At 47.2% G+C, this 21,763-nt stretch carries 22 protein-coding genes; 1 reads left to right on the top strand and 21 read right to left on the bottom strand.

What is annotated here, in order from left to right; genetic code table 11:
* The 20 genes from AB4623_RS18560 to AB4623_RS18465 all read right to left on the bottom strand — a co-directional run.
* Nucleotides 1–2,090 (bottom strand): conjugal transfer protein TraG N-terminal domain-containing protein (locus AB4623_RS18560; RefSeq protein WP_372147135.1); only part of this gene is annotated, 2,090 nt, incomplete at its 3' end.
* A 12-nt stretch (nucleotides 2,091–2,102) separates the two neighbouring features.
* Nucleotides 2,103–3,389, bottom strand: a complete 1,287-nt coding sequence (locus AB4623_RS18555; RefSeq protein ID WP_241904846.1) for a conjugal transfer protein TraH — start codon at nucleotides 3,387–3,389, stop codon at nucleotides 2,103–2,105.
* A gap of 71 nt (nucleotides 3,390–3,460) precedes the next feature.
* Complete coding sequence (gene traF, locus AB4623_RS18550; protein ID WP_016799993.1) at nucleotides 3,461–3,898, bottom strand: conjugal transfer protein TraF; 438 nt, start codon at nucleotides 3,896–3,898, stop codon at nucleotides 3,461–3,463.
* Between the two features lie 15 nt (nucleotides 3,899–3,913).
* Nucleotides 3,914–4,723 (bottom strand): type-F conjugative transfer system pilin assembly protein TraF, encoded by an 810-nt coding sequence (gene traF / locus AB4623_RS18545; RefSeq protein ID WP_170962716.1) that lies wholly within the window; start codon nucleotides 4,721–4,723, stop codon nucleotides 3,914–3,916.
* A 12-nt stretch (nucleotides 4,724–4,735) separates the two neighbouring features.
* Nucleotides 4,736–4,939, bottom strand: a complete 204-nt coding sequence (locus tag AB4623_RS18540) for a hypothetical protein (RefSeq protein WP_137001387.1) — start codon at nucleotides 4,937–4,939, stop codon at nucleotides 4,736–4,738.
* A 24-nt stretch (nucleotides 4,940–4,963) separates the two neighbouring features.
* Nucleotides 4,964–6,709, bottom strand: a complete 1,746-nt coding sequence (gene traN, locus AB4623_RS18535) for a type-F conjugative transfer system mating-pair stabilization protein TraN (protein WP_372147133.1) — start codon at nucleotides 6,707–6,709, stop codon at nucleotides 4,964–4,966.
* Nucleotides 6,706–7,392, bottom strand: coding sequence for a type-F conjugative transfer system pilin assembly protein TrbC (gene trbC, locus AB4623_RS18530; RefSeq protein WP_372147131.1), 687 nt, complete (start codon nucleotides 7,390–7,392; stop codon nucleotides 6,706–6,708). The genes traN and trbC overlap by 4 nt, the downstream gene beginning before the upstream one ends.
* Before the next feature lie 12 nt (nucleotides 7,393–7,404).
* Complete coding sequence (gene traU, locus AB4623_RS18525) at nucleotides 7,405–8,406, bottom strand: conjugal transfer pilus assembly protein TraU (RefSeq protein WP_372147130.1); 1,002 nt, start codon at nucleotides 8,404–8,406, stop codon at nucleotides 7,405–7,407.
* Nucleotides 8,407–8,417: 11 nt separating this feature from the next.
* Nucleotides 8,418–9,140: a type-F conjugative transfer system protein TraW gene (gene traW / locus AB4623_RS18520; RefSeq protein ID WP_016800270.1), complete on the bottom strand. Its 723-nt coding sequence runs from the start codon at nucleotides 9,138–9,140 to the stop codon at nucleotides 8,418–8,420.
* 4 nt (nucleotides 9,141–9,144) lie between these two features.
* On the bottom strand, nucleotides 9,145–9,492 hold the full coding sequence (locus tag AB4623_RS18515; protein WP_372147128.1) for a TrbI F-type domain-containing protein: 348 nt from the start codon (nucleotides 9,490–9,492) through the stop codon (nucleotides 9,145–9,147).
* The gene (traC, locus tag AB4623_RS18510) at nucleotides 9,489–12,032 is read right to left on the bottom strand and encodes a type IV secretion system protein TraC (RefSeq protein WP_372147126.1); all 2,544 of its coding nucleotides are present in this window, start codon (nucleotides 12,030–12,032) and stop codon (nucleotides 9,489–9,491) included. The genes AB4623_RS18515 and traC overlap by 4 nt, the downstream gene beginning before the upstream one ends.
* 4 nt (nucleotides 12,033–12,036) lie before the next feature.
* A complete protein-coding gene (traV, locus tag AB4623_RS18505; protein ID WP_016800273.1) occupies nucleotides 12,037–12,417 on the bottom strand; it encodes a type IV conjugative transfer system lipoprotein TraV in 381 nt (126 codons plus the stop codon).
* An 11-nt stretch (nucleotides 12,418–12,428) separates the two neighbouring features.
* Complete coding sequence (locus tag AB4623_RS18500) at nucleotides 12,429–13,841, bottom strand: TraB/VirB10 family protein (protein ID WP_017061841.1); 1,413 nt, start codon at nucleotides 13,839–13,841, stop codon at nucleotides 12,429–12,431.
* Nucleotides 13,838–14,563, bottom strand: a complete 726-nt coding sequence (traK, locus tag AB4623_RS18495; RefSeq protein WP_265120472.1) for a type-F conjugative transfer system secretin TraK — start codon at nucleotides 14,561–14,563, stop codon at nucleotides 13,838–13,840. Before traK ends, AB4623_RS18500 begins: the two co-directional genes overlap by 4 nt.
* On the bottom strand, nucleotides 14,560–15,120 hold the full coding sequence (traE, locus tag AB4623_RS18490) for a type IV conjugative transfer system protein TraE (RefSeq protein ID WP_016800277.1): 561 nt from the start codon (nucleotides 15,118–15,120) through the stop codon (nucleotides 14,560–14,562). Before traE ends, traK begins: the two co-directional genes overlap by 4 nt.
* Entirely contained in the window at nucleotides 15,120–15,425 is a 306-nt protein-coding gene (gene traL / locus AB4623_RS18485) for a type IV conjugative transfer system protein TraL (protein WP_016800278.1), read from the bottom strand. Before traL ends, traE begins: the two co-directional genes overlap by 1 nt.
* A gap of 41 nt (nucleotides 15,426–15,466) precedes the next feature.
* Complete coding sequence (locus AB4623_RS18480; protein ID WP_102258054.1) at nucleotides 15,467–15,769, bottom strand: type IV conjugative transfer system pilin TraA; 303 nt, start codon at nucleotides 15,767–15,769, stop codon at nucleotides 15,467–15,469.
* A gap of 173 nt (nucleotides 15,770–15,942) precedes the next feature.
* Complete coding sequence (locus AB4623_RS18475) at nucleotides 15,943–16,314, bottom strand: hypothetical protein (protein ID WP_102258053.1); 372 nt, start codon at nucleotides 16,312–16,314, stop codon at nucleotides 15,943–15,945.
* A 716-nt stretch (nucleotides 16,315–17,030) separates the two neighbouring features.
* Nucleotides 17,031–18,605 carry an EAL domain-containing protein gene (locus AB4623_RS18470; RefSeq protein ID WP_017061839.1) on the bottom strand — a complete coding sequence of 525 codons (1,575 nt, stop codon included), beginning with the start codon at nucleotides 18,603–18,605 and terminating at the stop codon, nucleotides 17,031–17,033.
* A 178-nt stretch (nucleotides 18,606–18,783) separates the two neighbouring features.
* Nucleotides 18,784–20,064 (bottom strand): hypothetical protein, encoded by a 1,281-nt coding sequence (locus tag AB4623_RS18465; protein ID WP_102258052.1) that lies wholly within the window; start codon nucleotides 20,062–20,064, stop codon nucleotides 18,784–18,786.
* 518 nt (nucleotides 20,065–20,582) lie between these two features.
* On the opposite strand from AB4623_RS18465, the gene AB4623_RS18460 reads away from it, so the two are divergent.
* Entirely contained in the window at nucleotides 20,583–21,290 is a 708-nt protein-coding gene (locus AB4623_RS18460) for a KilA-N domain-containing protein (RefSeq protein WP_102258051.1), read from the top strand.
* A gap of 101 nt (nucleotides 21,291–21,391) precedes the next feature.
* On the opposite strand, the gene AB4623_RS18455 is transcribed toward AB4623_RS18460, so the two are convergent.
* Nucleotides 21,392–21,763, bottom strand: a 372-nt coding sequence (locus AB4623_RS18455; RefSeq protein ID WP_372147123.1) for a tetratricopeptide repeat protein, incomplete at its 5' end; no start/stop codon positions are given.

The raw sequence follows: 21,763 nt of genomic DNA, 5'->3' as shown, positions 1-21,763 counted from the left end.
GCCGTGAGGCGGTTGCTCGCATCGATGGTTTGGTTGGCACCAGAGCGGTAGGATTCGATAGCGGCTTGCATTTGGCTTTGTTGCTCGTTGCTCATGCTGCTGAGCGTTTCGCGGTCTTCCTGTGTCCATTTTTGTCCCGTGGACGCGTTCACACTCCCATTAAACCCTACGGCGTCACCGAGAGCGCCGCTTGACAGTCCTGCATTCACGTCATAACCGCCGTACGCAGAGTGTAAGAAGGCATTCGCTTTCTCATGGCTCCATCCGGTTGCTGCACTGACTTGCTCAGTGGCGGAGTTGACCTGCTCTAAGCCTTTTGAAGCCGCAGCAGTTGCACCGTGTCCATGAGTTAAACCGTAACCTTGGGTTGAAGAATAACTCTCTTTCCAATCGGCCATCAGTTGAGAGCCACTTTGTGTGCTTTGCGACAAGGCCGCTTGTTGTGTCGAGAGGTTCGATTGAGCATTGGTGTGCAAGTCTTGCACCGCTTCACTGTATTGACTGGTTGATGCGACGTTCCATTGGAAATTCGACGCGGTAGGGCTGGTGTCATATACGGTGGTATCCCCGTATTGCGTTGAAAGCATACCTTTAGTGTCTTGGGTGGTGGTACCGTGCTGTTTCAACAGGGTCGACGTATCAAACTTATTACCATTGACGTTGTTAAACGTGTGGGTCTGCATTTGCGTATTACCGTGACTGATGTCACCGCTTGAGGCCGCGGCTGAAGTACGGGCATTGGTTTGGTTTATCATCCCCGCCAGTTGGTAGTTTAAGCTGCTCATCATGGCCGCTGCGCCCTTGGTTAACGCCAAAGCAATCGCGGGGGTGGACATCATCAAGTATCCGGTAATGGAGGCGTAACGCGTGTTGACGTAATCAATGCCGCTCATGTTCGAGAGGGTAATGCCGCGTAACCCTTGTGTCGCGCCCTGGGTCGCCCCTTCTAAGAACCACATCATGATAGCGTTGAGGATGGTGAATATCATAGGCCAAGTGGCCAGATAGAAAAAACTGCCAACGTAGTTTTTAAGGACAGGCAGCGCCATATGTGGCAGCAAGGCAATGATGGCAATGATCGCCCCAAAGCAGACAAACAAAATCACTCCTATCGAGTGCATCATTGGAATGAACTCTTTGGCTTGCAGCCCAATGTTGGCCCACATGGTGGTGGTTTGCATTTGGTTGGCGGTGTAGGCGTAGTTGGCCGCGATACCTCGGTGCGTGTTTTCGATGTTCCATCGCGTCATGTTGATGACCATGTTCTGTTTTAAAATATCGACCGCGTTGTTACTGACCCCAATTAAATCTTGGTGACTATTCTCGATGGCGTTTCTTAAGAACGTTGATTGGATGTTGCTCTCTCGTCCCAAGATATACGCGCCCAGTTTATTCATGGTTTGATTGGCCTCTTCATCAAATTGTTGAGTGAGTTCAGGAAACGCGTCGCGGCAGGTTCTGTATTGACCCTGGGGGTTATAGAGCCCACGAATGGGGGACATCGATTTTGTGGCGAGAAAACCCAGCAAATCCGGTGCTTGCAGGATGTTTTGCATGGTGTATTTTTTGTTAATTCGAATGTCTCCGACGATGCAGTTGTGATAAAAGTCTTTCCAATAGCGTTGCAGATCAATGGTTTCGGCGTTGGCGCTACGAAGCAACGTGTATAAATTCGAACCAAACACCATGCCTGAGGAGCTGTAGCTTTCATCCTCTGTACTGCTAAAGACGATTTCAATGCCTTCGGTTAAGCCGTGCATGAACGTGGTGGCCGCCCAACCGGGTATTGCGACGATGTAAGGCACGTTATTCACGTAATAAATGCGCATAGGATTTTGCGCGTCATTGATATGGACGGTGGCTTTCATGCTGATAAGAAAAGTGGGGATAGCCAAGTAAATGAACATAAAACGCATCACATGTTTCGCGTCTCGAGACACAAAAAATAGGGTGGCACTGATGATAAAGGCCAGTTGTAAGGCGATTTCGATTAACGAGCCAAAGGTGTTGGTGGTAAAAAAAGTGGCGACGGCGTTCAAGGCTCGTTGTAATTGAGGGCCTGCGCCATAGAGATAAAAGTCTAAGGTCATTGGGGATCTCCTTTAATGGCCAAAGGTGAGGTTCGATAGGGTAGCGTCACTTGCCGATTGGCTAAGGAGCTTTCGTTTGCGTTTTAAGCGCTCAGTGAGGGCTAAGTACGCGTTCAATTTTGTTTTGTGACGGTCTCGAATGGTTTGTAAGTAATCCCTTGCACTGTTGATGCCTTCGAGAGTGCGATTGACGTCGGTTGGGTTAACCGAAGCGAGGTTGGTCATGGATTGATTGACGATCATCAGCATGTTGTTGAGATAGGCATGCAAGAGATCGGCGGCAATATTTTGAGCGTATAAATGGCTTTCTGGTTGTAGGTTGAGGTGCGCATCATCAATGAGCATTGCTAAGATAGGAATGTCACTGAGTTCAACAAAGCTCTTCTCTGAGTCGGTGATAGGTTGGTCAGATTGTAAGTGGGCATAGAGCGTATCGACGGTGTGGCGCACTTTGGCGTTAAAGGCTTGGCTTTCATTTAGGCTGATGGCGCTTAGGCTCATCGAAAGGCAGGTCTCGGTGTTGTCGCATCGATACACCTCCAAATCCCCTCCGGTCAAAAGGGCGTTAATGGCGGTGTCGTTACCCACTAACATGGCCGGAATGTAGCTTGGCGTCCCCTGCGCGTCGTAAATGACGGTGCCAGTGAGGCTTACGATAAACTCGGCGACCTCTTGATTGTCTTGAAGGTAAGCGCTTTTCATGAGCGCATCCCACACCACATTTAAGTTCACTTTCACTGCGTGCGCCGTGGCGTCATCGGTGTTGCTAGCCAGTGTGCTCTGGTTGGTACGGACGTTGCGACATTCGTGTTGCGCTTCTAACCAATCAGCGAAAGCGTTGCTTTGCGTGCCTAGGGTGGCGCAGGCATGTCGCTTGGCTTCCCCATCGGTAAAGGCCGCTAAACCAGAGACCGCCGATTGCGCTACTTGGCAAGAGTTCATCGAGGTGGTGAGGAACTGATCAGCAATGGCTTGCAGTTTGTCCCGATTCTCTTTGATGCTCGGCGCCCAAGTTTGCAGCGCTAAATCCACCGCGAAGGGCACGGCGTTGGCAATGACGGCTTTACCAAAAGCCACCAGTTGGTCAGAGTTAATATGAGAAAAGCCGCCCATAAAGGCGTCAATGCCACCGCACCCTGCGCTGACAGAAGGCAAGGTGATGGCGGCCAGTTGAATGTTTTTGATGTTGGTGCGAGCAAACAAACTGCCCGCATTATAGTAGGTGGCGGATTGACCCTGATAGGCACTTGGGTTCGTGATGTTGCTGTTAAAACTGCTGTCATCCCAAAAGCTGTTCATGGCGTCGCCCAAGCCGCCGGCATGAAGTGAACATGAAAGACTCATTAAGAGAGCCAGGAGGGTAGGTCGCGTCATTGTAAACTCTCCATGATGGCCACATCGGCGCGCAAGGCTTGGTAGCTCTTAAGCAGCTCAGTGTATGGAACATTGCCTTCACTCAAACGCACGTACTTACCATTGCTGACGTTGATTAAGAACGTGGCGGGCGTAATGGCGTTTTTGAGATCCCCAAAAAACGCAGCGGTGATGTCAGAGTTGGTCGGTATAGGCGTCGCGTAACCGGGGATGGGTTGTCCGTCAAAGGAGAAATCGTACACAGGTAGTTGAGTAGTTTGCTCTAGCCGCTTCATGGTTGGGGCAAAGTGGTGACACTCAGCGCACTGACTAAAATGGAAGAACACCAAGGCGTATTGGCCTGTCATCGCATGAGGGGGTTGCGCTTGAGTGAGGGAGGTTGAGGCGAGCGTCATCAGCGTACTCAACAATAACGTGCGGATAAAAGCGTTCATCGGGGCGTCCTTAAGTTAAAAGTCGCTGTCTTGGTAATTGGTCGCGACGTTGTGAAAGCGAGAGAGCAAGTCTTTTTGTGAAATGAAGCCGTAGGCGAGGGGCTTGAGTGCTTTGGTGTGGATATTGGCCAGCATTAAAGCCGGTGTGTAGCGCACCTGTACACGCCCTGTCTTATCAATACGGTTTTCATTAATCGTCTCAAAGGTCTGACCGTCTTTGCTGATCCCGACCAGTTCGATGTGGTACCGGTGGGCAAAGTCTTGGATTGAGGGTGCTAGGGTTTGAGATAAGGCGTCTTGCCCTTCGTAGATGAAGTAGAGGCCCCAACCTTCTTGTACCAATTGACGCACAGTGGCTTCGTTTTTGAGTTGGATACCTTGATAGTACGTCGCTCTTGCGGCTTGCTCTGTGGGGCGGTCTTTGGTGTACGAGTATTCGGGGTGTTCGTTGATGAGCTTTTTGAAGGTCATGCCCGTTTGCGTGGTCTTGCCATCGATGAATTTTTTCAGCTTCATCAATTTTAGATTTTTCTCTTCATCGGTTGGGTTAATGGTGGCATCGTTTAACGCTTCATCAAACGCGCGGTGGAACCATTGCATCTGCTCGGTGGCGCTCATCACGGTAGAGACGCTGTTGGGGGGGAGGCTCTCCTCCTCTTTGGGAGGGACTTTGGGCGCTTTGGTCTCGTTATACCAGCGCCACCCCTTGGGGGGCTCATCGGCGATACTGTGAAAGGCCAATAAAGCCAACAACATTAACGGTAGGGGTTTGATTGTTAATCGGTTAATTGAGTTGTTCACCGTTTTTGTGGATAAGTCCTTCATGGTGTGACCTCATTATTGCCAGAAACTCAGCATCTTGTGGGTGCGCGTGTGAAATAACATCCAAAGTGCTTCATCGTTACCGTGTTTTTGTTGGTGCCTCATCATTTCTTGCTTGAGCTGATGGAGTTTTCGTTTGAACAGAAGATGGCGGATCAGGGTGGTAGCAAACCCGGTTGTCGACAGGGTGGCCACAAGTAGAGGGAGTAGGGGGTCCATATCATGTCCTCATCATTGATTAAGTTAAGGTCTATAAGCGCTTTGCAATCGCTCTTGGATTTCTTTTGCCGAAGGCAGGTTGGTGTTGCGGTGCATGTCGTCATAAAAGTCCGAAAAGTCGAGGCGTTCAAAATCTATGTTTTGAAGCTGCTCGGGGGTAAGGGCGCCGCAAATGGGGGTTTTGGCGGTTCCCAGACTGATACCTAACTGGCCTTTCGAGCCTTGCTCTTGGATGATGCGTGCCAACTTGCTGTCAAAGACGCAGTAGGTCTTCTTTTTCCGGATACACGCGCCTAAGACTTTTTCTGCGCAATAACTGCCAAGGGCAATCGTAAGCCCTTGCTCTTTGGCTTGGCCGAGCGCCTTCTCTTCATCGTTGCATTGCGTCACGCCAATACTCGTGCCCCAACCACCGTCTTTACAACAGTCGGCAAAACCCAAAGCCGCGTCTGTGCATTTCATGCCTTTGCCTGTAAATATCATTGGTGGATCGCCAAGACCGTCAGCGGCTTCTGCGAGGGCGGCTAAGGCTGAGGTGCTTTCATTAAAGCGGTTTGAAGTGGTCGCCATGGCTTCAAAACAATCGCCATCCAGACAAAAGCTCTCTTCTCCACAGATTAATTGAGTGGCACTGCAGCGCCGTTGTGGGCAGGATTTATTGACTTTCTCCTCAATGCACACACCGTTTTGCTGGAGGCTGCAATGGGTCGAAGTCGTGGTGCAATCGGCGGGCAGGACGTTGCACGTATTGGGTCGAGTGCATTGGTGGTCAACCCGGTACTTCCAGCAATCAAGCGTGGTCGGTATGCCATTAATGGTGCGGGTGGCTCGACCTTCAATACATTGCTGGCGAGTGATCTTGCACGAGTTCATCAGGCGGCATTGTGTTCGCCAGGTCATGGTGTTTTTGATGCAGTTCCCTCCGGATAAGGAGAATCCGTTTGAACAGCTCAAGGTGGCTTTTTTCGTTTGTGTGGTGGGTCGACAAATCTCGTAGCGTTTATCCCAGTGTTCGCTCGCTTGCCAATTAACGTGATAGGTCTGTTTTAACTCGCCAAGCGTGTAGCCTTGGTTGGGATAGACACTCTTACCGCCCCATAAATACATGGTTCCTGACGATGAGAAAATGCCATCACCTCTCGTTTGCCTCACATAATGTTTATTATTGTATCGGCATTGTGGGAGGGGACGTTGGCAATCCTCCCCTTGCTGTGTCCAGCCGGATGGACAGCGGTAGAGTACTTCACTGAGGCTCACGGAGGCGACGGGGACTTTTTCACACGGTACTGGGTTGTGAGTCGGCCGGTGACATTGCTTTGCGATATTATCGATGACGCACTGCGTGGCGTTGTCACAATCCACGTACTGATTAGACTGACCATGACTGATCTCATAGGCGTTCTCAATGCCAAGGGTGGCGAATCGATACGTATCATCATTGGGGTCAATGATGGCACTATTATTGTTAAACCCCTCTTGTATTGCTTGAGCGTGTTCGTTGCTGCCAAACTCCAACGTGGATTGGTTTGTGATTTGTGCGTCAGTCATCCCCGCTTCATCAGGTTGTCGGATTTGGCTTTCACACCCTAGATTATTGTCGCTGCAGAAGTCGGACAGGTTAAGCGTCATCTCTGAGGGGTTGTAAGCCTCATTTTGGGCGTTTTTCGCCCATTCCACGTTGTCGTAAAACGTGTTTTTTTGTGGGTCGGCCAGGGTAGGAAGGGAAATTAAGAGAGCGGCGCTGAAAGAGAGCAAAAAGGGCGTATTCAAGGGGAACTCCTATTGAGCACTTGTTTGGCGATGTGTCCGACATCGCCTTGGCTTAAAATCGTTAATGCGTTGGGAAGGGAAAGGTTGCCGTAAACCATGTCGTAAGCATTTTTCGGGCAAGACGCTTCATTGCACGCGTCTCCAATCGCCACAAACACGGGGACATGGGTGATGTTAAATTGACGAAACCATTGTGGGCTGATGGCAAAACCGCCCTCAATCGCCTCTCCCTCGTCGGACGCTTCTAACAAATCCATGATTCGAGAGGTGGTTGGGACCATGCCTTCTGGCAGTACCCCACGTATCACGAGCGGAACCTGATATTGCTGACTTTGTTTGAGTAGCTGTCTAAGCGCGTTATCTGGCATGGAAAGCGACACAAACACCATCACACCTTGCGCCTTTTTGTTTGGATTTTCCTGAGGCACCCCAAGAACACTCGCCAGTGGCGAGTCTTGCAACACGTTATCGAGGTGTTGATTCATCGACAACGCTTCTTGCTTATGTTGCTGACCTCGTTCAAGAAAGGTGGTCAGTTCACTGTGATTGGTTGGCGCTGCAATGGTCTGCTCTTGCTTGGCAAGCGCTTTGAGCTCTTCTTGAGAGTAACCCTTCTCGGCTGTTGAGAGAGGGCTAACCAGCAGAATAAGTAACAGCCATGAGGCTCTTGGGCTAAATGACATCGTCTCATTTCCTTATAAAAATACGCAATTACGTTTTCGCCAGTTCACAAAACCAAAGTTACCGCCGGTGGTTGGGTTGTCTTTACCTTGCTCCCAAAGTGACGAGGTGGTGCCATAGGGATAACAATGAGCGGCATCACCAATCGGTGCCGACAATTGATAGCGATAGCGACTTTTCGGCAAGATAGGCTCTGGCCATTGGTAACAGATTGCGCCATCTTCGCCCCGGGTTTCCCACACAATGCCTTGCCTGTGCATTTTAAAATTAAAACGCTCTAACATCAGTGTGCCAACTTGAGGGCCGGTATGAGAGTAAGCGCTATTACCGGTTAATGGGTAGACGCTGCCTTGTGAGCCTAAACACCAAAAAAGCGCATCAAAAGGCAAAACGCGCCCGGTGGTGGTCGCCATGGCTTCGGTGATGCAAGAGAGCTGCGTGATGGGGTGGCCAAACAAAATGGCTTCGGGGTTAAGAATGAACGACATCTCATCATCATCCCAAAACGGGTCAAGCTCGGTGATGTAGGCAACATCGAAATTATCCGTGGCCATGCAGGCGGCCGACTGCATCAGTTGTAGCCAGTAAATCACCGGATATTTGTACCAATGCACGTGATAAAAAGCATTGCCGCTGGTTTTGCTGCTTGAGTCGTGCTGCGAGCCTCCTATTTGTTGGCTATTGTCATTACTCAACTGCATCCCCATGTTGACCATGCAATAAGGGACTCGCGTCACGTCCACCAAGGAATACGGCTCCCAATACCCAATGTTTAAGCCAATTTGCATAAAAATGGGCGGGGGTTTAGGACAATAGGAGATCGGCATGCTTGGGTTGGCGGTGTCAGGGTATGTCGAGCTAATGAGAGGCACACTGCCCAGTGTCATAGGAAATAGGCAGTCCCAACAAATATCAGACAATGGATTTAAGAAATGCCCCGTACAAGCGGCGGATTGAGCTTGGGTTTGCCAAGGAAATAGGAACAAACCAAGCAGTAATAACCCATGGGATCTCAAGGTCTTTCTCCTTATTTTGTGTTCGTCGCACTCTTGTTTATGGTGGTGAACGGCGTCACATCGATCTCTGTGATCTTCCACCGCGCTCCGTCTTGTTCAATCAGAGCGGGAATGTGTGAGAGTTGAAATTGACGGCTGTAGTGACCTTGTTGGTCAAAATAAATTCGGGCGTCAAACTCCGTGGCGACGTCTTCTGGACTGCCGTTGGTGAGGGTCCATTTTATCGGCTTATCTGCGCGGTATTGTTTAGCCCAAGCGCGCTGGCTTGGGTCGTCACCATCAAGAAAGACAATCACATACGAGTAATCGAATGATTGTTTGGGAATGTCGACTGGCCAAGTGTCGGTATCAAAAGGGTTGATGACGAGGCCTTTAGCATAAAGGAGGTTACCTTGTGCATCTTTGATATCGGTGGCCAGCTTTAATGATGGGTCGATGTAAAAGGTGTTGGGCGCGGTGGTGGCGGTCAACCCTTTAACGGGAGGGGGTCTTCGCACGTTATTTTCTACGTTCTCCACAAACTGCTGTTGCATCTTTGCGGTTTCTCCCGTGGCTTCTAAGTGTGTCAATCTGCTGTTAATCCATTGCAACATGTCTACCTCTGCAATAGGGAAAAGTTCGCCTTGACGCCCAAATTGTTGACTAAGAGCGGTGGGGGCGATGGCAAGTAAAGTGAGACCGAGCACCTTTGAGAGTGCTGTTGGTTTGATGAATGAATGCCCGTGAACAATCATAAGATCATGACTCCTTTTTAAGCGCCTCAATAACGTAATGTTGGATCTCGGTGGTTCTATCCGGTGCGCCGCTGATGAGCGCGCCTGGCACGATAATCACGAGATGGTGCGCTTGCGCGTATTCTTTCAAGAGCCGCCTGAGTTCCGTATCAAAGGTCGCCAATTGCGCGCTGTGCTCCTGATCGCTGAGGTTGGCTTCAATGAGTTGGTCTTGATATTGCGCTAACGTTCGTTCGATATCGAAGACCACGATTTGAGGGGCGGTGTTGAGCTTGACGGCCATCAGCGTGAACATCATCAACACTATGGCAAACAGGGCACCGACAAGACGTGTGTGACGGATGGATTTCATTTGGCCTCCTTACCATAGATGAGGGTGTTGAAGATCTCAATTTCTGGTCCGTAAAAATGCTCTGCGGTTTGATTGACCGCATCCATGAGTGGGACGCCTTGGTTCATCAAGGTTTCACAGTACTCAAACTCATGCGGCTCTGTCGAAAGGCACGCACGAGTAAAAGGATCGGCAAACAAGCGATGAAAGGTCGTTACATCACCGGTTTTTAGCATGACAGAGCTGTAACCGGCGATGGAGGACTTTTCAAAACTCTTGATGACAAATTGCTCATAGGGTGAAAAGTGTGAAGGATTGTCTTTGATGAATTTCGCCAATCCACTGCCTTGACGCAGAGTGATGTGAATGTCGGAGTTATTGAACGCAGCGAGCGCTTCAGGTGTGCTGTAAAAATCCTCAATCCCTTGCGTCACGGTGCAAAACGAACCCCCAAATTTTCGGGCGGTGCGATAACCGGTATTGATGAATTCTTGTGCCTGTGCATTAGAGCCAGCCATCAGAGACCACGCCTCTTCAATGATGCACATCTTCGGCGTTGAACGAGAGCCTGAAAGGTACATCTGCTGAGTGATGCTCGACATCAGCGCAAAAATCACCGGTCGCATGATGTCCGAGGGAAATCCGTCGAGTTCAATGGTGGTAAAGTGGACATTGGGATCCAGCATGGACGGTTTATTGAAGGTGTCACCGTAGATCCCCTCTGAGCGGTATTTATTCAGTTGCATGGCGATATCAGAAAGGCGGCGATCACCGCCTTGTTTTTCGGCCGCCGCAAACAGCGCTTCTTGCACATGGTCAACCAACGTCTCGCTTTTGTGTGCCTGCCAAGCCGCAATGATGCAATCACCGAGGACCGATTTTTCAAAATCTCCCATTTCGTGTGTGGGGCAGGCCATGGTCGCAAAGAGTCCGGTGATGGTGTGCAGCGTTTCCTTGAGAGGGTTGACCTGTTCGCCTTTTTCATCGGTATAGTCATCCCCCATGGCAATGCGTTCCAGGTGAGTGAATGGATTGAGGTAAATCTTCTCAGCTGTCATGTAGCGGCCGCCAAGCATCAAGGTGAGCTTTTTAAAGCTCTTTCCTTTATCTAACGCCCAGATTTTACCGTTCATGGCAAAGAGGGTTTCGGCGAGCTTTTGCACAAAGAAGGATTTTCCTGCCCCGGAGCCTCCGGTCAGGGCGATGTTGTAGTTATCTGAGCCACAATTAAACGGATTAAACCAAAAGGCTTGTTGGCGCATGGTGGGAAGCATCATGCCGCCACTGAAATTCTTTACGTCCATCACAAGAGGCAAGAGGTTGGCCACATTGCCGGTTTTTACGGTTTGAATGCGTCCAGCACGGTCGCAATCGGCCCAAAACCCATCGGTCATCATGAACGGTAAGGTCGTCATGAGCGCTTGGCTTTGCAGCATCGAGACGGTTTGTAAATCAATCCCGCCAGAGCGAAAGGCGTTAATGGCAGTAGTGCGATGCAGTCGCTCGGATTTTTTGTTGGTAAATAACGTCAGCGTCAGGTGCATGTATGCCATGCTGTTGATGCCATCCGACATTTCATCTCGAATTTGCTCGCGTTCGCTCTGCTCTTTCTTCGCTTGAGGGAAGAAAAATGCCATCGGGGACTTGAGTGTTTTTTCCAGCTCTCCAATGCGTCCGCCATTTTTGGTCGCAAAACTGCCCGATTCTTGATGGCGAAAATTGAGGGTCATGAGGTGTGGACATTGCACATTTTTGGCCACGCTCTTTAAGGACGCAAAACAATCGGGCAAGGCGTAAAGGCGGAAAGTTCGAGGTGTACTGCGTAAACCCAATGAAATGATCCGCGAGGTCACCGTTTGATGTTGGCGGTTACTAAAGCGAACGTCGGTGTAAGGTCGGCGAGTTAAAAACTCGGTATCAGGAGAGAGGACTTGTTTGTAGATCAACGCTTCTGGTGCGTAGTCAGATCCGCGAGGGGCGGTTTGTGTGGGGTCAAAATTGAGAATGCCTTCGACGTAGTTGATTAAGCCTTCGGGGGTAAGCGGCGTGAGCTCCAGTCCAATTTGGGATAAAGTCGTGGTGAGCGCCTCTTTGCAATCCAACACACTATCAACATCGTCCGTACTGGAGACAAACAACCACGCGCTGTAATCTTTGATGTCAAAGTAATGCTTCTGACGATGAAAAAAGCCGTGGTGAGCCGCAAAGTTGGCGTAATCGGCTTCTTGTTTTGCTAATTCACTGCAAATACCCGCACGAGCGGATTTCAAGGCGGTATTTTGCTCAATCAAATGACTCACGTGGTTGTGGCCCATCATGGAAAAATGGTAATCCCATTTATGGCCAGGCGGTAAATCCATGATGAGACGGTTAAATGCCTCCACCATGTCGTCATTCGCCCCCGTTAAGACGCTCAATTTGAATCCAAATCCTACGCCCTTTTTGTTATGAAAGAGGCTGTGCTGCGCATCAAAAGTGCGGTAAGGCAGTTCAGAATGAAGGTGGTTATATTCACGTTTGGCTTCTTGATAAAAACCCTTTAAATCTTTTGAGACGCCCATGGCGTTAATCCTTCTTGATAGCCTGAACAGGGCGACCTGTCCAGGTAGACTCGTCTAACACAATGTAAATATCCATTGTGTCGAGGTAAGTGGTGGTGTCATCCGAAGTAAAGGGAAAAATCACCACCTTCCTAACCGTGTCTTGGGTTCGAATAGGATGGCCTTCACGGGTGCGTCTTGGCAGTAAGGCAAAAGGGTGGGAAGCCAGGACGTTAGCCTCGGCGACTTGTTGTGTTGTTGGGTGTGTCGAGATGTTGCGAATGTCATCCATGCTGGCGCAGCCGGGTATACCGCCGATTTTTTGGCAACTAAATTCATCTTGAAAGCCCGCAGAGCAACCTGCTAGTAGGCTAATAAGCAGCGCTGTGAAAAGTTTGATAGTCATAAAAGCCGACCTTAATTTAATTGTTGGTTAACTTCTGCCGCGAGAGGGTTGAGTGTGATGGTTTCTAAAAGGGTGTCTGGTTTTGCTTGCTCTTGCTCTTTTGTCTGATGATCAACATAGCGTTTGATCGCTTCCTCATCATCCAGAGGGAACCCTTTCGTAAAGACGATATTCACGATGCCCCCTGGATTGATTTCGATGAAGGGGTGATATAACTCGGCTAAGGCAATGTAGTAATCCGAAAGCTTACTCCCCACGTCCGAGGTGGCATTGCCCAATAAACTTAATCCCACATCCTTGCTGTTGAGGCTCGACGTTGAGCCAAGCGCTGAGGTTGAGGTGGTGCTGGCCAAGCCCGCCCCGGTCTCACCCAGTCCTGTTAAGATGCCTGAGATCCCCGCCATTTGGACGATTTTGCCGTTACGTAAAATCGAGGTGCCACGGATGCCATTGCGCCCAAAGTTAAAGACGGTGCCTTGAACGGGGATATCTAAAATTCGACCGTCCCGAATGCAGCTGAGGGTGTGAGTGCGCGCCACGCCGCGATTGGAAGAAAGGTCACCGTACACGCTCCCAATGATGGTGCAGTCTTTGAGGTGGCTCTTTTCTCCATTGGGCAACACGCCTTCATGCACGGTTTGAAACACGATGGGGGCGGTATCACTTTGGCCGAACGCCCCGGCATTGGCATCGGCGCCACCGGTGATTTTGGCGGTCACAAAGGTGCCCGACGGGACGTAATTGTCGACGGTTCGTTGGTACGCTGACTCTGAGGAGGCTGTCCAAAAAAAATCAAACGAGTCAAACGCTTGCCCTTGGTCATCAAACGAGGCCTTATCGGCTTTGCTGTATTGAAAGCTCTCTTTTTGCAGATCATTGGTGGCGTAAGAGGGTAAAGGTTTGGGAGGAAGTGGGCGCGAGCCAAACGGCGCAGGCTCTCCCATGACGGTGAGGTGACCGGCTTCCTTTGAGGATAGCGATTGGGTTGATGGCAAGGCGATGGTGCGCTGCGCTTCTTGATGTTGGCGTAATTCCTCGCGTAAGATCTCGTTCTCTTTCTTCATTTGCGAAATCGTATTTTCGTTGCTCGTCATCAAACGATCGACGTCTCGATTGAGGTTTTCCATCTTTTCTTTGACGTCTTCAATGTCTTGACCTTGTAAGGTCAAGGCTGAGCGGTTGTCTTTGTCGGTAAAATCATCAGTAATGATTTCCCCAAAATTGGGGGCTGACTCAACGACTTCTTTCGCAGTATCTAGCGAGGTTCGAGGTTGTTTAAAGGCTTTAAACGCAAAAAAAACTGCGACTAAGAGCGCAACGGCTAACAGGCTGAGTATTTGGTTGCGCTGCTTACTTTGGTCATTGGCGAGCACTCCATCCTCTAAGTCTGACTCTCTAAAAAGCCACTGTTTCAATCGTTTCATTCGCGACCTCCTGTGATGATGTACAGATGTGTAGATTCACCTGGGGGTAAGGTATAACGGTCAAGTGAGGCGCTCCGACTGGCGTAACTGTAAAATTGCGCTTCGGTCAGAGTGACGGTGTCATTGGATTGGTTTTTAACTTGATAAATAAGCCCTGAGAAGGGGCGGCCTACAAAAAGGGTCTGCGGAATAATGGCCAGTGGCGACGTGTCTTTGGGGAGGGTTTCGGGATCAATCGGATGGACACGAAACCCTGGGATAGGCGTCTTTGAACGCTGCCAATGTATCATTTGTTTGGTGAGTTGCCCCAAGGCCAAAGGGTATTCGAGATCTTTTTCAAAGACACTTTTCTCTGCAGTAGAGCGAAGCGGAATAAACTCATTCACCACCGCAGGGACGGCTTTAGGGTTGATAAAAAGCGAGAAATTTTGACCTTTCTCTGTGGTGACGTGCGCGGTAAAAGGCAAGGCGATGTTGAGTTTGACGGTAATAGAGCCCGATTGGTCTCGTTGATTGGCTTTAGCGAGACAAAACCCTCTAGGGCAATGAAGGTTTAATATCTTGTCGTCTTTCACTACTAAACGGTTGGTGTTGACCGAGGATAAGGGCAACACAATGGTATCATTTTGCTCAAAATAGTAGGTCTTTGCGTCAATCGTATGGGCGTGGCTCATGATGGGTAACAACAAACCAAAAAAAGCACAAATCAAGCGTATTTTCATAACGGTATCTCTTGGGCGATGGTGTGAAGTTCAATCAAGCCACTTGAGTAATCGGCTTGGAGTAGATACGTCACGGGCTCAGGGTCAAGTGTGCGCCCCGCGATGGTTTTGTTGAGCGTGCCTTTGACCCGTATTTTCATTTCATTCAGGTTGATAGACAGCGTGTCAACTTCAAAAAAACTGGTGACGTCGTTCTCGATGATAAATTCGGCTTCTCGCATCAACTTGTCTTGTAAGCCGCTCCAGTATTTAGGCGGCACGTAGGTAATGAGTAAGTTGAATTGACGTTTAACGTTAGAGGGCGTGACATTAAATTTTAGGTGTATCCACCAATCGGCCATCATAGAAAGATACGCTTCATCAACCGCATCGCTTGAGATCGTAAACGCTCGGTCGATATGAGGTGGCACGAAGGTGCGCTTTTCCGCTTGGTTTTGGCTTAATAAAGCAAAACTCAACCCAGCGGTTCCTAAGGCGGTGATCAACACCACCGCGGTGAGGACGTAATTGATAAAGCGAGCCGCTTTAAGCGCCTCGCCGTTATGTTCATTGAGCATCAGTAAATCCAATATTTTTTTGTGGCGGGGGGCGTGCGTTTAAAAATGGTTTTATTCGCTGTGTCATCCCCATACCAGTGGATGAAGTGAATGATGAATTTGGGGCCGTGTCGGACTTTTAAGCTGCGAATGGTGAGGAAAAAGCCGATACACACGGCGACCGCGACCAACCGATTGATGTTGAACAACATCAAAAACAACAAGATAGAAGGGAGTATTTCATCGATTGGAAATCCGACTATTTTGACGTCGGTTTGTAAGTAGTTTGGAAAAGCGAAGAGGGTTTGTTTGTCTTGATGATCCATGGTGAAATAGGGCGAATAGTTTCGCGCTCTCCTTATGTGGTTTATAAGCCTACAAACCCTTTACCAACTTCCCAGAACACCACGCCAACGAAAAAGCCGATGATGCCACCCACCCAGTTCTTTTGCATGATGCCCACGATGATGCCGCCAATTAGGCCTGCCACTAAAATGTAGAACTCGCCAGAAGACCCCGTTCCGACCGTGTTGGTTACGGTATCTTTACCACTGGCAAAGAGGTCATTGGCGTAAGCGGGTGACGCACAAGCAAAGTAGACGGCCATAAGCGTGCAGACGTAACGCCAATACGTAAGAGGGCAGTGAAAGCGTGATGTTTTATTTTTCATTTGGTTACCTTTAAATGTAGATAAAAGAGGCACGACATCGCACCGCCATTATCAAAAGGGGTGTCGTGCATCTGGTGGGTTGAAAAATGGACGTTGTTCGTTCGTCAGACTTTTGGGCAGGCTTTAAACCGCATGAGTTAAGATGTTGCCGTTGAGTCCCATGCGCTTCTTGATTACATTAAAGGCAACAAGGAAGCGTTTACATACTTCAAACCGCGATTGCGACTGACGTGTTGTTTCCAATTTTGAGGGGTCATTATCGTGTTCTTGAGTTTACGATAATGTTTTTTGCGAGCATTTTTTGATGGTGGTGGCGTGAGTTGACGGACTGATTGGGTGTGTTTTTGAACCGAAACGAAATGAACACCCTTCCAATAGAAAGGAAAGGGGAGGCGGTCAGTAAAAGGCAACAAAGCAGCAAATGCCATGTATTCACGCCCGACTGAGCCCAGTTCTTTGAAGCTGACAAAATCCCCTTGTTTAACAAAGCGGTCCAATAAATTCCCCGCCTCATCTTCACGACAATATCCGTATACAATTTGCATTATTCAAACTCCTTTTAAGGACATTGTTTTGCTCTTTTAAAAGAACAAAACAATGGGCTCTCTCTCAAGAGCCGTGCTACAAACTGGCTTGTGCATTCTTGTAGTAGAATGCGCACACCCAAAGGATGTGGTGTCTGGTATTCCCAAGTAACTCTGTTGAACCACTCAACCAGCGTGCTTAATTGAGTAGAAAAACAGCCTTGGACGTCGCCCCAGAGAGGGCTCCTGAATTTGTTAGGCATATTACGCAGGCCTGCGCCCATCTGCGGCGCTTTTTGCAATAGTGAAGGCAGCCACTCTTACGGTGATGCGGGTGTTGGTATGCAGATGGAATAAAAAGCCGACGAATGTGTTTTTCGACTTTGATCTCAAAGACTGCGATATCAACGTAGTCAGTATGAATCAACATCAATGGGGATGACAATGTTTGAAAGCATCAGCAACGCACAAGGGACTTGGTTTTCGACCTATCGTGAAAGAACGGGCCAAAAGGGTTTTCTGACGTACATGTTCTGATGTGTAAGGCGGGAACGGTTCGTTATCCCACAAGGGGAACTTGGTGGACCACTTTAAGTAAGTGATGCCACAAATGAGCAAAGAGTGTGGTTATCTTCTTTACTCCCGACGTGTTCGTTTTATGGACTCAGTTAGGCTAAACCACGAGTATTAGCAAGAGCATCTTTTCGTTGTTGACTAAGGTAAGCTCCGTGATGTTTTTAGCTGAGCGCCTCACTAACCCGCTCGTGAGTATAACCATAATCTAAAGCCCAGCGATGGAGATCTTCAATCGACATAGGTTTAGCGTAATAGTAACCTTGATGTTGAAAGACGCCTCTTAATAAAAGCCCGTTAGCTTCAAGCTTATTTTCAACCCCTTCCGCTACTAGATTCATTTCTAACTGCTTAGCCATTTTAATATACCCATCTAGAACAGCGGATTTTCCTTCATCAATGGAGCGTGTAAACATTTTGTCTATTTTGATAGTGTCAATATCGAAATAATGCAAATAGGAGTTTCCGCCATAACCGGTACCTGCATCATCAAGGCTTATTTTAAGTCCTAATGTTTTGAGTAAGGCGAGGCGCTGACTGGCAAACGCCAAATTTTCAATCGGTTGGCGTTCTGTCAATTCAAGCGTCAGTTTTGAGTAGTCATGCTGAAACCGCTTTAAATAGTGGTAAAAATCGTCATTTTGTAGGTGCAGAGGAGTGATGTTGACACTGCAATAAAACTCAGCGTTTTGACTCATCAAAGACGATAAGTCGCGGTAAATGGTTGTAATGAGATTTTCTGTTGTTGGAATGATATCCCCACTTTGCTCTAGATAATGGATGAACTTGCTTGGTTCTATGACGCGGCCATCAGAGGGAAGCCATCGGAGTAAAGCTTCGACACCGAGCATTTTACCTGTTTGTGCGTCTACAATGGGTTGATAATAGGGGAAAAACTGGGCGTCTCGAACCGCTTTTTGAAGAGCAATTTCTTTTTTTGCATGCCAATAGGAAACACATAACCAAAGAATGGTGAGTGAAATCATAAAGAGTAAAGTGGTGACCGGCCACAAGTTTTGCTTAAACTTCGAAAGCACTCGTGAGGCAGAGACGGAGGATTCAAAGGTAAGAGGAAGATAGTTTGAAGCAACTGAGTTCGAGTACAGGCGATCAGCATTGGGCAAACTGCCTATTTCAAGGATAGTGTAATTTTCTTTTGGTAAAGATAAACGAATAGAGCGTTGATGGTCTAAATCATTTTCAAGAAAAAGGTATTCCGTGCGTAATGGAAAGAGGAAGCCATATTGTCCATTCGAACCGTATAAATAGGGGGGATGTTTTGGGGTTGTGGAGAGAGAATAAATCGCTAAACGCCACATTTCCCCTTTTAATTGTGTACTGAGTAAGTTCTTAAAATTACGTTGTTCAAATTGCTCAACGCCGAAAGGAGAGCAATAGGTATAAGGTTTCTGCTTATCAAGATTAACGATGGGTATCGACATAAGTAGATGCGACACATAAAGCTTCTCTAACTGCTCTATTGTGTCAGTGGAGCATTCACCGCTAGCGACGCTGGCTTCAGAAAGAGTGGGTTTTTCAAGCCCATATTTAATCGCAACAGAAACGATTTGATCGAGGTAGTCGACGTCATGCTTAATTTCATTATGAACTTGATAAAGACTGGTTGCTAATGAAGCCAATAAGCTAAACAACAGGGCCAATAACATAACACCAGTCTTATAGACCCATTGAGGGTGGGGACTGAATAAGCGGTCTAACCAAGGGTGTCTGGAGCGCATACTTAACTCTTTATAATTATAAATCCAACGAATTGTGTTGAGCTGTGAAATGTTATTATGCGGTTTAATTAACGTTAATTTCTATAAAACCTTTTAATCTGAAAGGGTAAAATCATAAAAGTGGAAAGCCGATCACTCTTTGTTAGGAAGTTTCAATTTTTAGGTTCTAAATCAAGCCTTAAAGAAAACACTGACCGTAATCTTGGGCCGCATTAAACATATGGCTTAAATGTAAGGCTTTCTTTGTTAAAGGGTCATATTTATGACAAGCAAAACAGCCCCTATCTTCTTTAGGATGCACTAAAGCAAACCATTGAGGGTTTTGGACATAGGTCTCTATTGTACTGTTTGATAATAACTTCGAACCCCCTATTTCATTTTTCCAAGAGGGAGGCACCTCTCCTTTATTTAAATCACTCTCGTTTGAGACTGTCCAAGATGTGCCCACAAGGAAGTAGTTAGACCAAACAGATTTACGTGATTGGTAATAATCTGACATTGCCTCGTTAAGCGCTTTTATATCTTTAGCTACTTCAGTTTTCGTTAAAACACCAACCCCATAGGGTGTTTCTCTACAGACTTGAGTAGGTTTACCAGGGAAGTAAGTATTCACTTTCTGAAAGGACATTGGGTTGAAAAATGTCCATTTACCTGATTTTTCAAAATTTGATAGGTTAGGAACATCAGCACAATCAGGAGCGTTTTCCTTGTGTTCAAATGTGGTCCAAATGAATTCAGGATGATTCCTTGTTTTTCGCACTACATGAATCCCGACCAAGCCCATTAGAACATTACTCCTTACTGCCCCGTCGATCTCAACATCTCTATGAATAGTGAAAAATTTTTCAGGGTTGTCGTTATTAGATATTAATTTCCATGAGGTTTTTACTTCAGTGGAGCCTGGGGATATTTCAAACGGTGTTTTCCCACTGTCAATATCGGCGACACATTGGCTATTGTTTAATCCGTGTTTGACGATGTCATTGTAGAATTTTTTATTGACACTTTGTTGATAGAAGACCGGATTGCCTTCTTGATCGTTCAATGGGAAATTAGAGCCGGCTTGAAGGATCTCACTTTGTACTAATCCTTGATCACCTTTATTGTCCCAACTATCGGGTATCTCTTTAAATATTCTGTCTTTCGGCATCATATTCAAGAATAAACCCGGTGTCTTGTCACTGGTATAATAAGCAAAAGATTGCCATGCAAACTGCATAAAACTGCAATTAATATCGGATTTACTCGTTTCTGTAGGCTCTTGAGGTAAGGAAGGGTAATCAATCCAAGAGGAGTTGCCAGTACAGTCAGGGGCTTCTAACTCTAACGATTTGTTATCTCTAATCTTATTTTCGTAAGAGTCATTCGATTGAAAAGCTTCCCCTATAATTTCTGTAGAATAACAATGTATTGGTGAGAGGAAAAATGAGGAAACTATTATTTTCTTTAAACAATTCATGATAATTATTATCATTCGTATTTGTATGGGTGGCTAAAATTACAATAGTTACAAATAAAACGAATCTAAATTAGTTAATAATTTAGTGTGACTCTGGAACTGCGTGTGTGCTCTGGAGTTGTTTTTGTCTCGATTCTGTCTACGTTCATGGGTGAGGCAAGCTGATTGTAAGAACCGCGCTCTATACAATATGCAACGTTATTAAACGTTTGACACCGATCTTCCACATCGTTAATCTGTAACGGCACTGGCAAAATCCAGTGTCGGGATTAGTCCCCCGCAATATACACCCAAGGCGCATAGACGCTAGCTTTTGCTGGTTTTTTATGTGCAGCTTCAGCACACCTGAACATAGTCGCTTTACTTATAAAACGTACTATCAGCATTATGGTGGGCTGGGCGAGGCAGCTTCGGCTGGCCGTAACCTTGGGAGCGGTAGGACTAACCTTGTTCAGCTCACCACCCGAAGATTAGTCCCTTTGTGTGGTGATTTAAAGATCATCCCCAAGGAGGCAACCATGCCAAATTTAACAATCTTTTCTAAAGACATTCGCACACTCGATAATTTGTATTCGCTAAACGATCTGCATAAAGCGAGTGGTGGACACAATCGACATCGTCCAAGTATTTTTATCAAGAATCAGCAAACTCAAGAACTGGTTAATGAAATTGAGCAAAGCAGTAATTCCTGCTTTGCTATAAATACCAAACGTGACGGTAGTGATGCGGGGACTTGGGTATGCAAAGAATTGGTCTACTCATACGCAATGTGGATTAGCCCAAAGTTCCACCTAAATGCCATTCGTGCGTTCGACAGTATGCCCACAGCTCTAGCACTTCCTACTCCAACTGTTCCGCAAGACCTATCCTTAAACGACTTAATCTTTGAATTGGCGAAGGCGAAAAACGTAACAAGCCAAAATGTTCATGTGCACTACAATGCCGTATTCAATACCAATACTTGGTCACAAGAGCATGGTTTTGAACACGCATTGGCAAAAAGAGTACTTAAACAAGACTTAGAAAATGAATTGCGTAGTCAAATCCCAGAACTGCAGTTACTCAAGCAGCAAGCGAGAGAACACGGGCTAGCATTAGTGGATGAAAGTGAATACCAAAGCTTCCAAGGCCGAATGCAAATGCAGCAAAAGCAACTCGAGAAGTTGGTAGATGATGTAATGGCGTTAAGCCGAAATCATAATTCGTTGATGAACAGGGTTATGTAAAAGTGGCGGCAAAAATGGCGGCATTCATTGTAAAACAGCGTTATTTATGGAGATAAAACGTCAATTACCACTGTTTTTATATACATTTTATTTTAATTAACCTATTGATTTGTAATGCATTGCATTCGTTTTTTCCAAGTTCTATCAAGGTCTTTTGCATAAAGCAGAATGGCTCGCTGGTAACTTTTGATTTTCTTACTCTCAGTGGTTGATAACAATAACTTAATTAGTAACGCCGTTGCTTCTTTGTGTCGTTCTAAGTTGTACAAACACATGGCATAGAACGGCTGTACTTCCAGTGAATCAGGGTATTCAGCCATGGTTCGCTCAAAATACTCTAACGCTTCAGTGTATTTACCCAAACTGCGATAAGTACTCGCCAACCCAAACAGAGCATCAAAACGTTCAGTTATGGAAAGATCCCCTTCCAATGCAAGATGATAATGTATAAGCGCTTGCTTCTCTTTGCCTTC

The organism is Vibrio sp. 10N.222.52.C12 (assembly GCF_041474215.1).
Taxonomy (GTDB): domain Bacteria; phylum Pseudomonadota; class Gammaproteobacteria; order Enterobacterales; family Vibrionaceae; genus Vibrio; species Vibrio crassostreae_C.
The sequence above is the reverse complement of the archived record's forward strand: the minus strand, read 5'-3'. Positions and strand labels throughout refer to the sequence as shown.

What these genes read in the sequence shown, in the direction of transcription:
- AB4623_RS18555 (WP_241904846.1), bottom strand. Translation starts at nt 3,389, where the DNA reads ATGAACAGCTTTTGGGATGACAGCAGTTTTAACAGCAACATCACGAAC.
- traF (WP_016799993.1), bottom strand. Translation starts at nt 3,898, where the DNA reads ATGAACGCTTTTATCCGCACGTTATTGTTGAGTACGCTGATGACGCTC.
- traF (WP_170962716.1), bottom strand. Translation starts at nt 4,723, where the DNA reads ATGAAGGACTTATCCACAAAAACGGTGAACAACTCAATTAACCGATTA.
- AB4623_RS18540 (WP_137001387.1), bottom strand. Translation starts at nt 4,939, where the DNA reads ATGGACCCCCTACTCCCTCTACTTGTGGCCACCCTGTCGACAACCGGG.
- trbC (WP_372147131.1), bottom strand. Translation starts at nt 7,392, where the DNA reads ATGTCATTTAGCCCAAGAGCCTCATGGCTGTTACTTATTCTGCTGGTT.
- traW (WP_016800270.1), bottom strand. Translation starts at nt 9,140, where the DNA reads ATGATTGTTCACGGGCATTCATTCATCAAACCAACAGCACTCTCAAAG.
- AB4623_RS18515 (WP_372147128.1), bottom strand. Translation starts at nt 9,492, where the DNA reads ATGAAATCCATCCGTCACACACGTCTTGTCGGTGCCCTGTTTGCCATA.
- traC (WP_372147126.1), bottom strand. Translation starts at nt 12,032, where the DNA reads ATGGGCGTCTCAAAAGATTTAAAGGGTTTTTATCAAGAAGCCAAACGT.
- traV (WP_016800273.1), bottom strand. Translation starts at nt 12,417, where the DNA reads ATGACTATCAAACTTTTCACAGCGCTGCTTATTAGCCTACTAGCAGGT.
- AB4623_RS18500 (WP_017061841.1), bottom strand. Translation starts at nt 13,841, where the DNA reads ATGAAACGATTGAAACAGTGGCTTTTTAGAGAGTCAGACTTAGAGGAT.
- traK (WP_265120472.1), bottom strand. Translation starts at nt 14,563, where the DNA reads ATGAAAATACGCTTGATTTGTGCTTTTTTTGGTTTGTTGTTACCCATC.
- traE (WP_016800277.1), bottom strand. Translation starts at nt 15,120, where the DNA reads ATGCTCAATGAACATAACGGCGAGGCGCTTAAAGCGGCTCGCTTTATC.
- traL (WP_016800278.1), bottom strand. Translation starts at nt 15,425, where the DNA reads ATGGATCATCAAGACAAACAAACCCTCTTCGCTTTTCCAAACTACTTA.
- AB4623_RS18480 (WP_102258054.1), bottom strand. Translation starts at nt 15,769, where the DNA reads ATGAAAAATAAAACATCACGCTTTCACTGCCCTCTTACGTATTGGCGT.
- AB4623_RS18475 (WP_102258053.1), bottom strand. Translation starts at nt 16,314, where the DNA reads ATGCAAATTGTATACGGATATTGTCGTGAAGATGAGGCGGGGAATTTA.
- AB4623_RS18470 (WP_017061839.1), bottom strand. Translation starts at nt 18,605, where the DNA reads ATGCGCTCCAGACACCCTTGGTTAGACCGCTTATTCAGTCCCCACCCT.
- AB4623_RS18465 (WP_102258052.1), bottom strand. Translation starts at nt 20,064, where the DNA reads ATGAATTGTTTAAAGAAAATAATAGTTTCCTCATTTTTCCTCTCACCA.
- AB4623_RS18460 (WP_102258051.1), top strand. Translation starts at nt 20,583, where the DNA reads ATGCCAAATTTAACAATCTTTTCTAAAGACATTCGCACACTCGATAAT.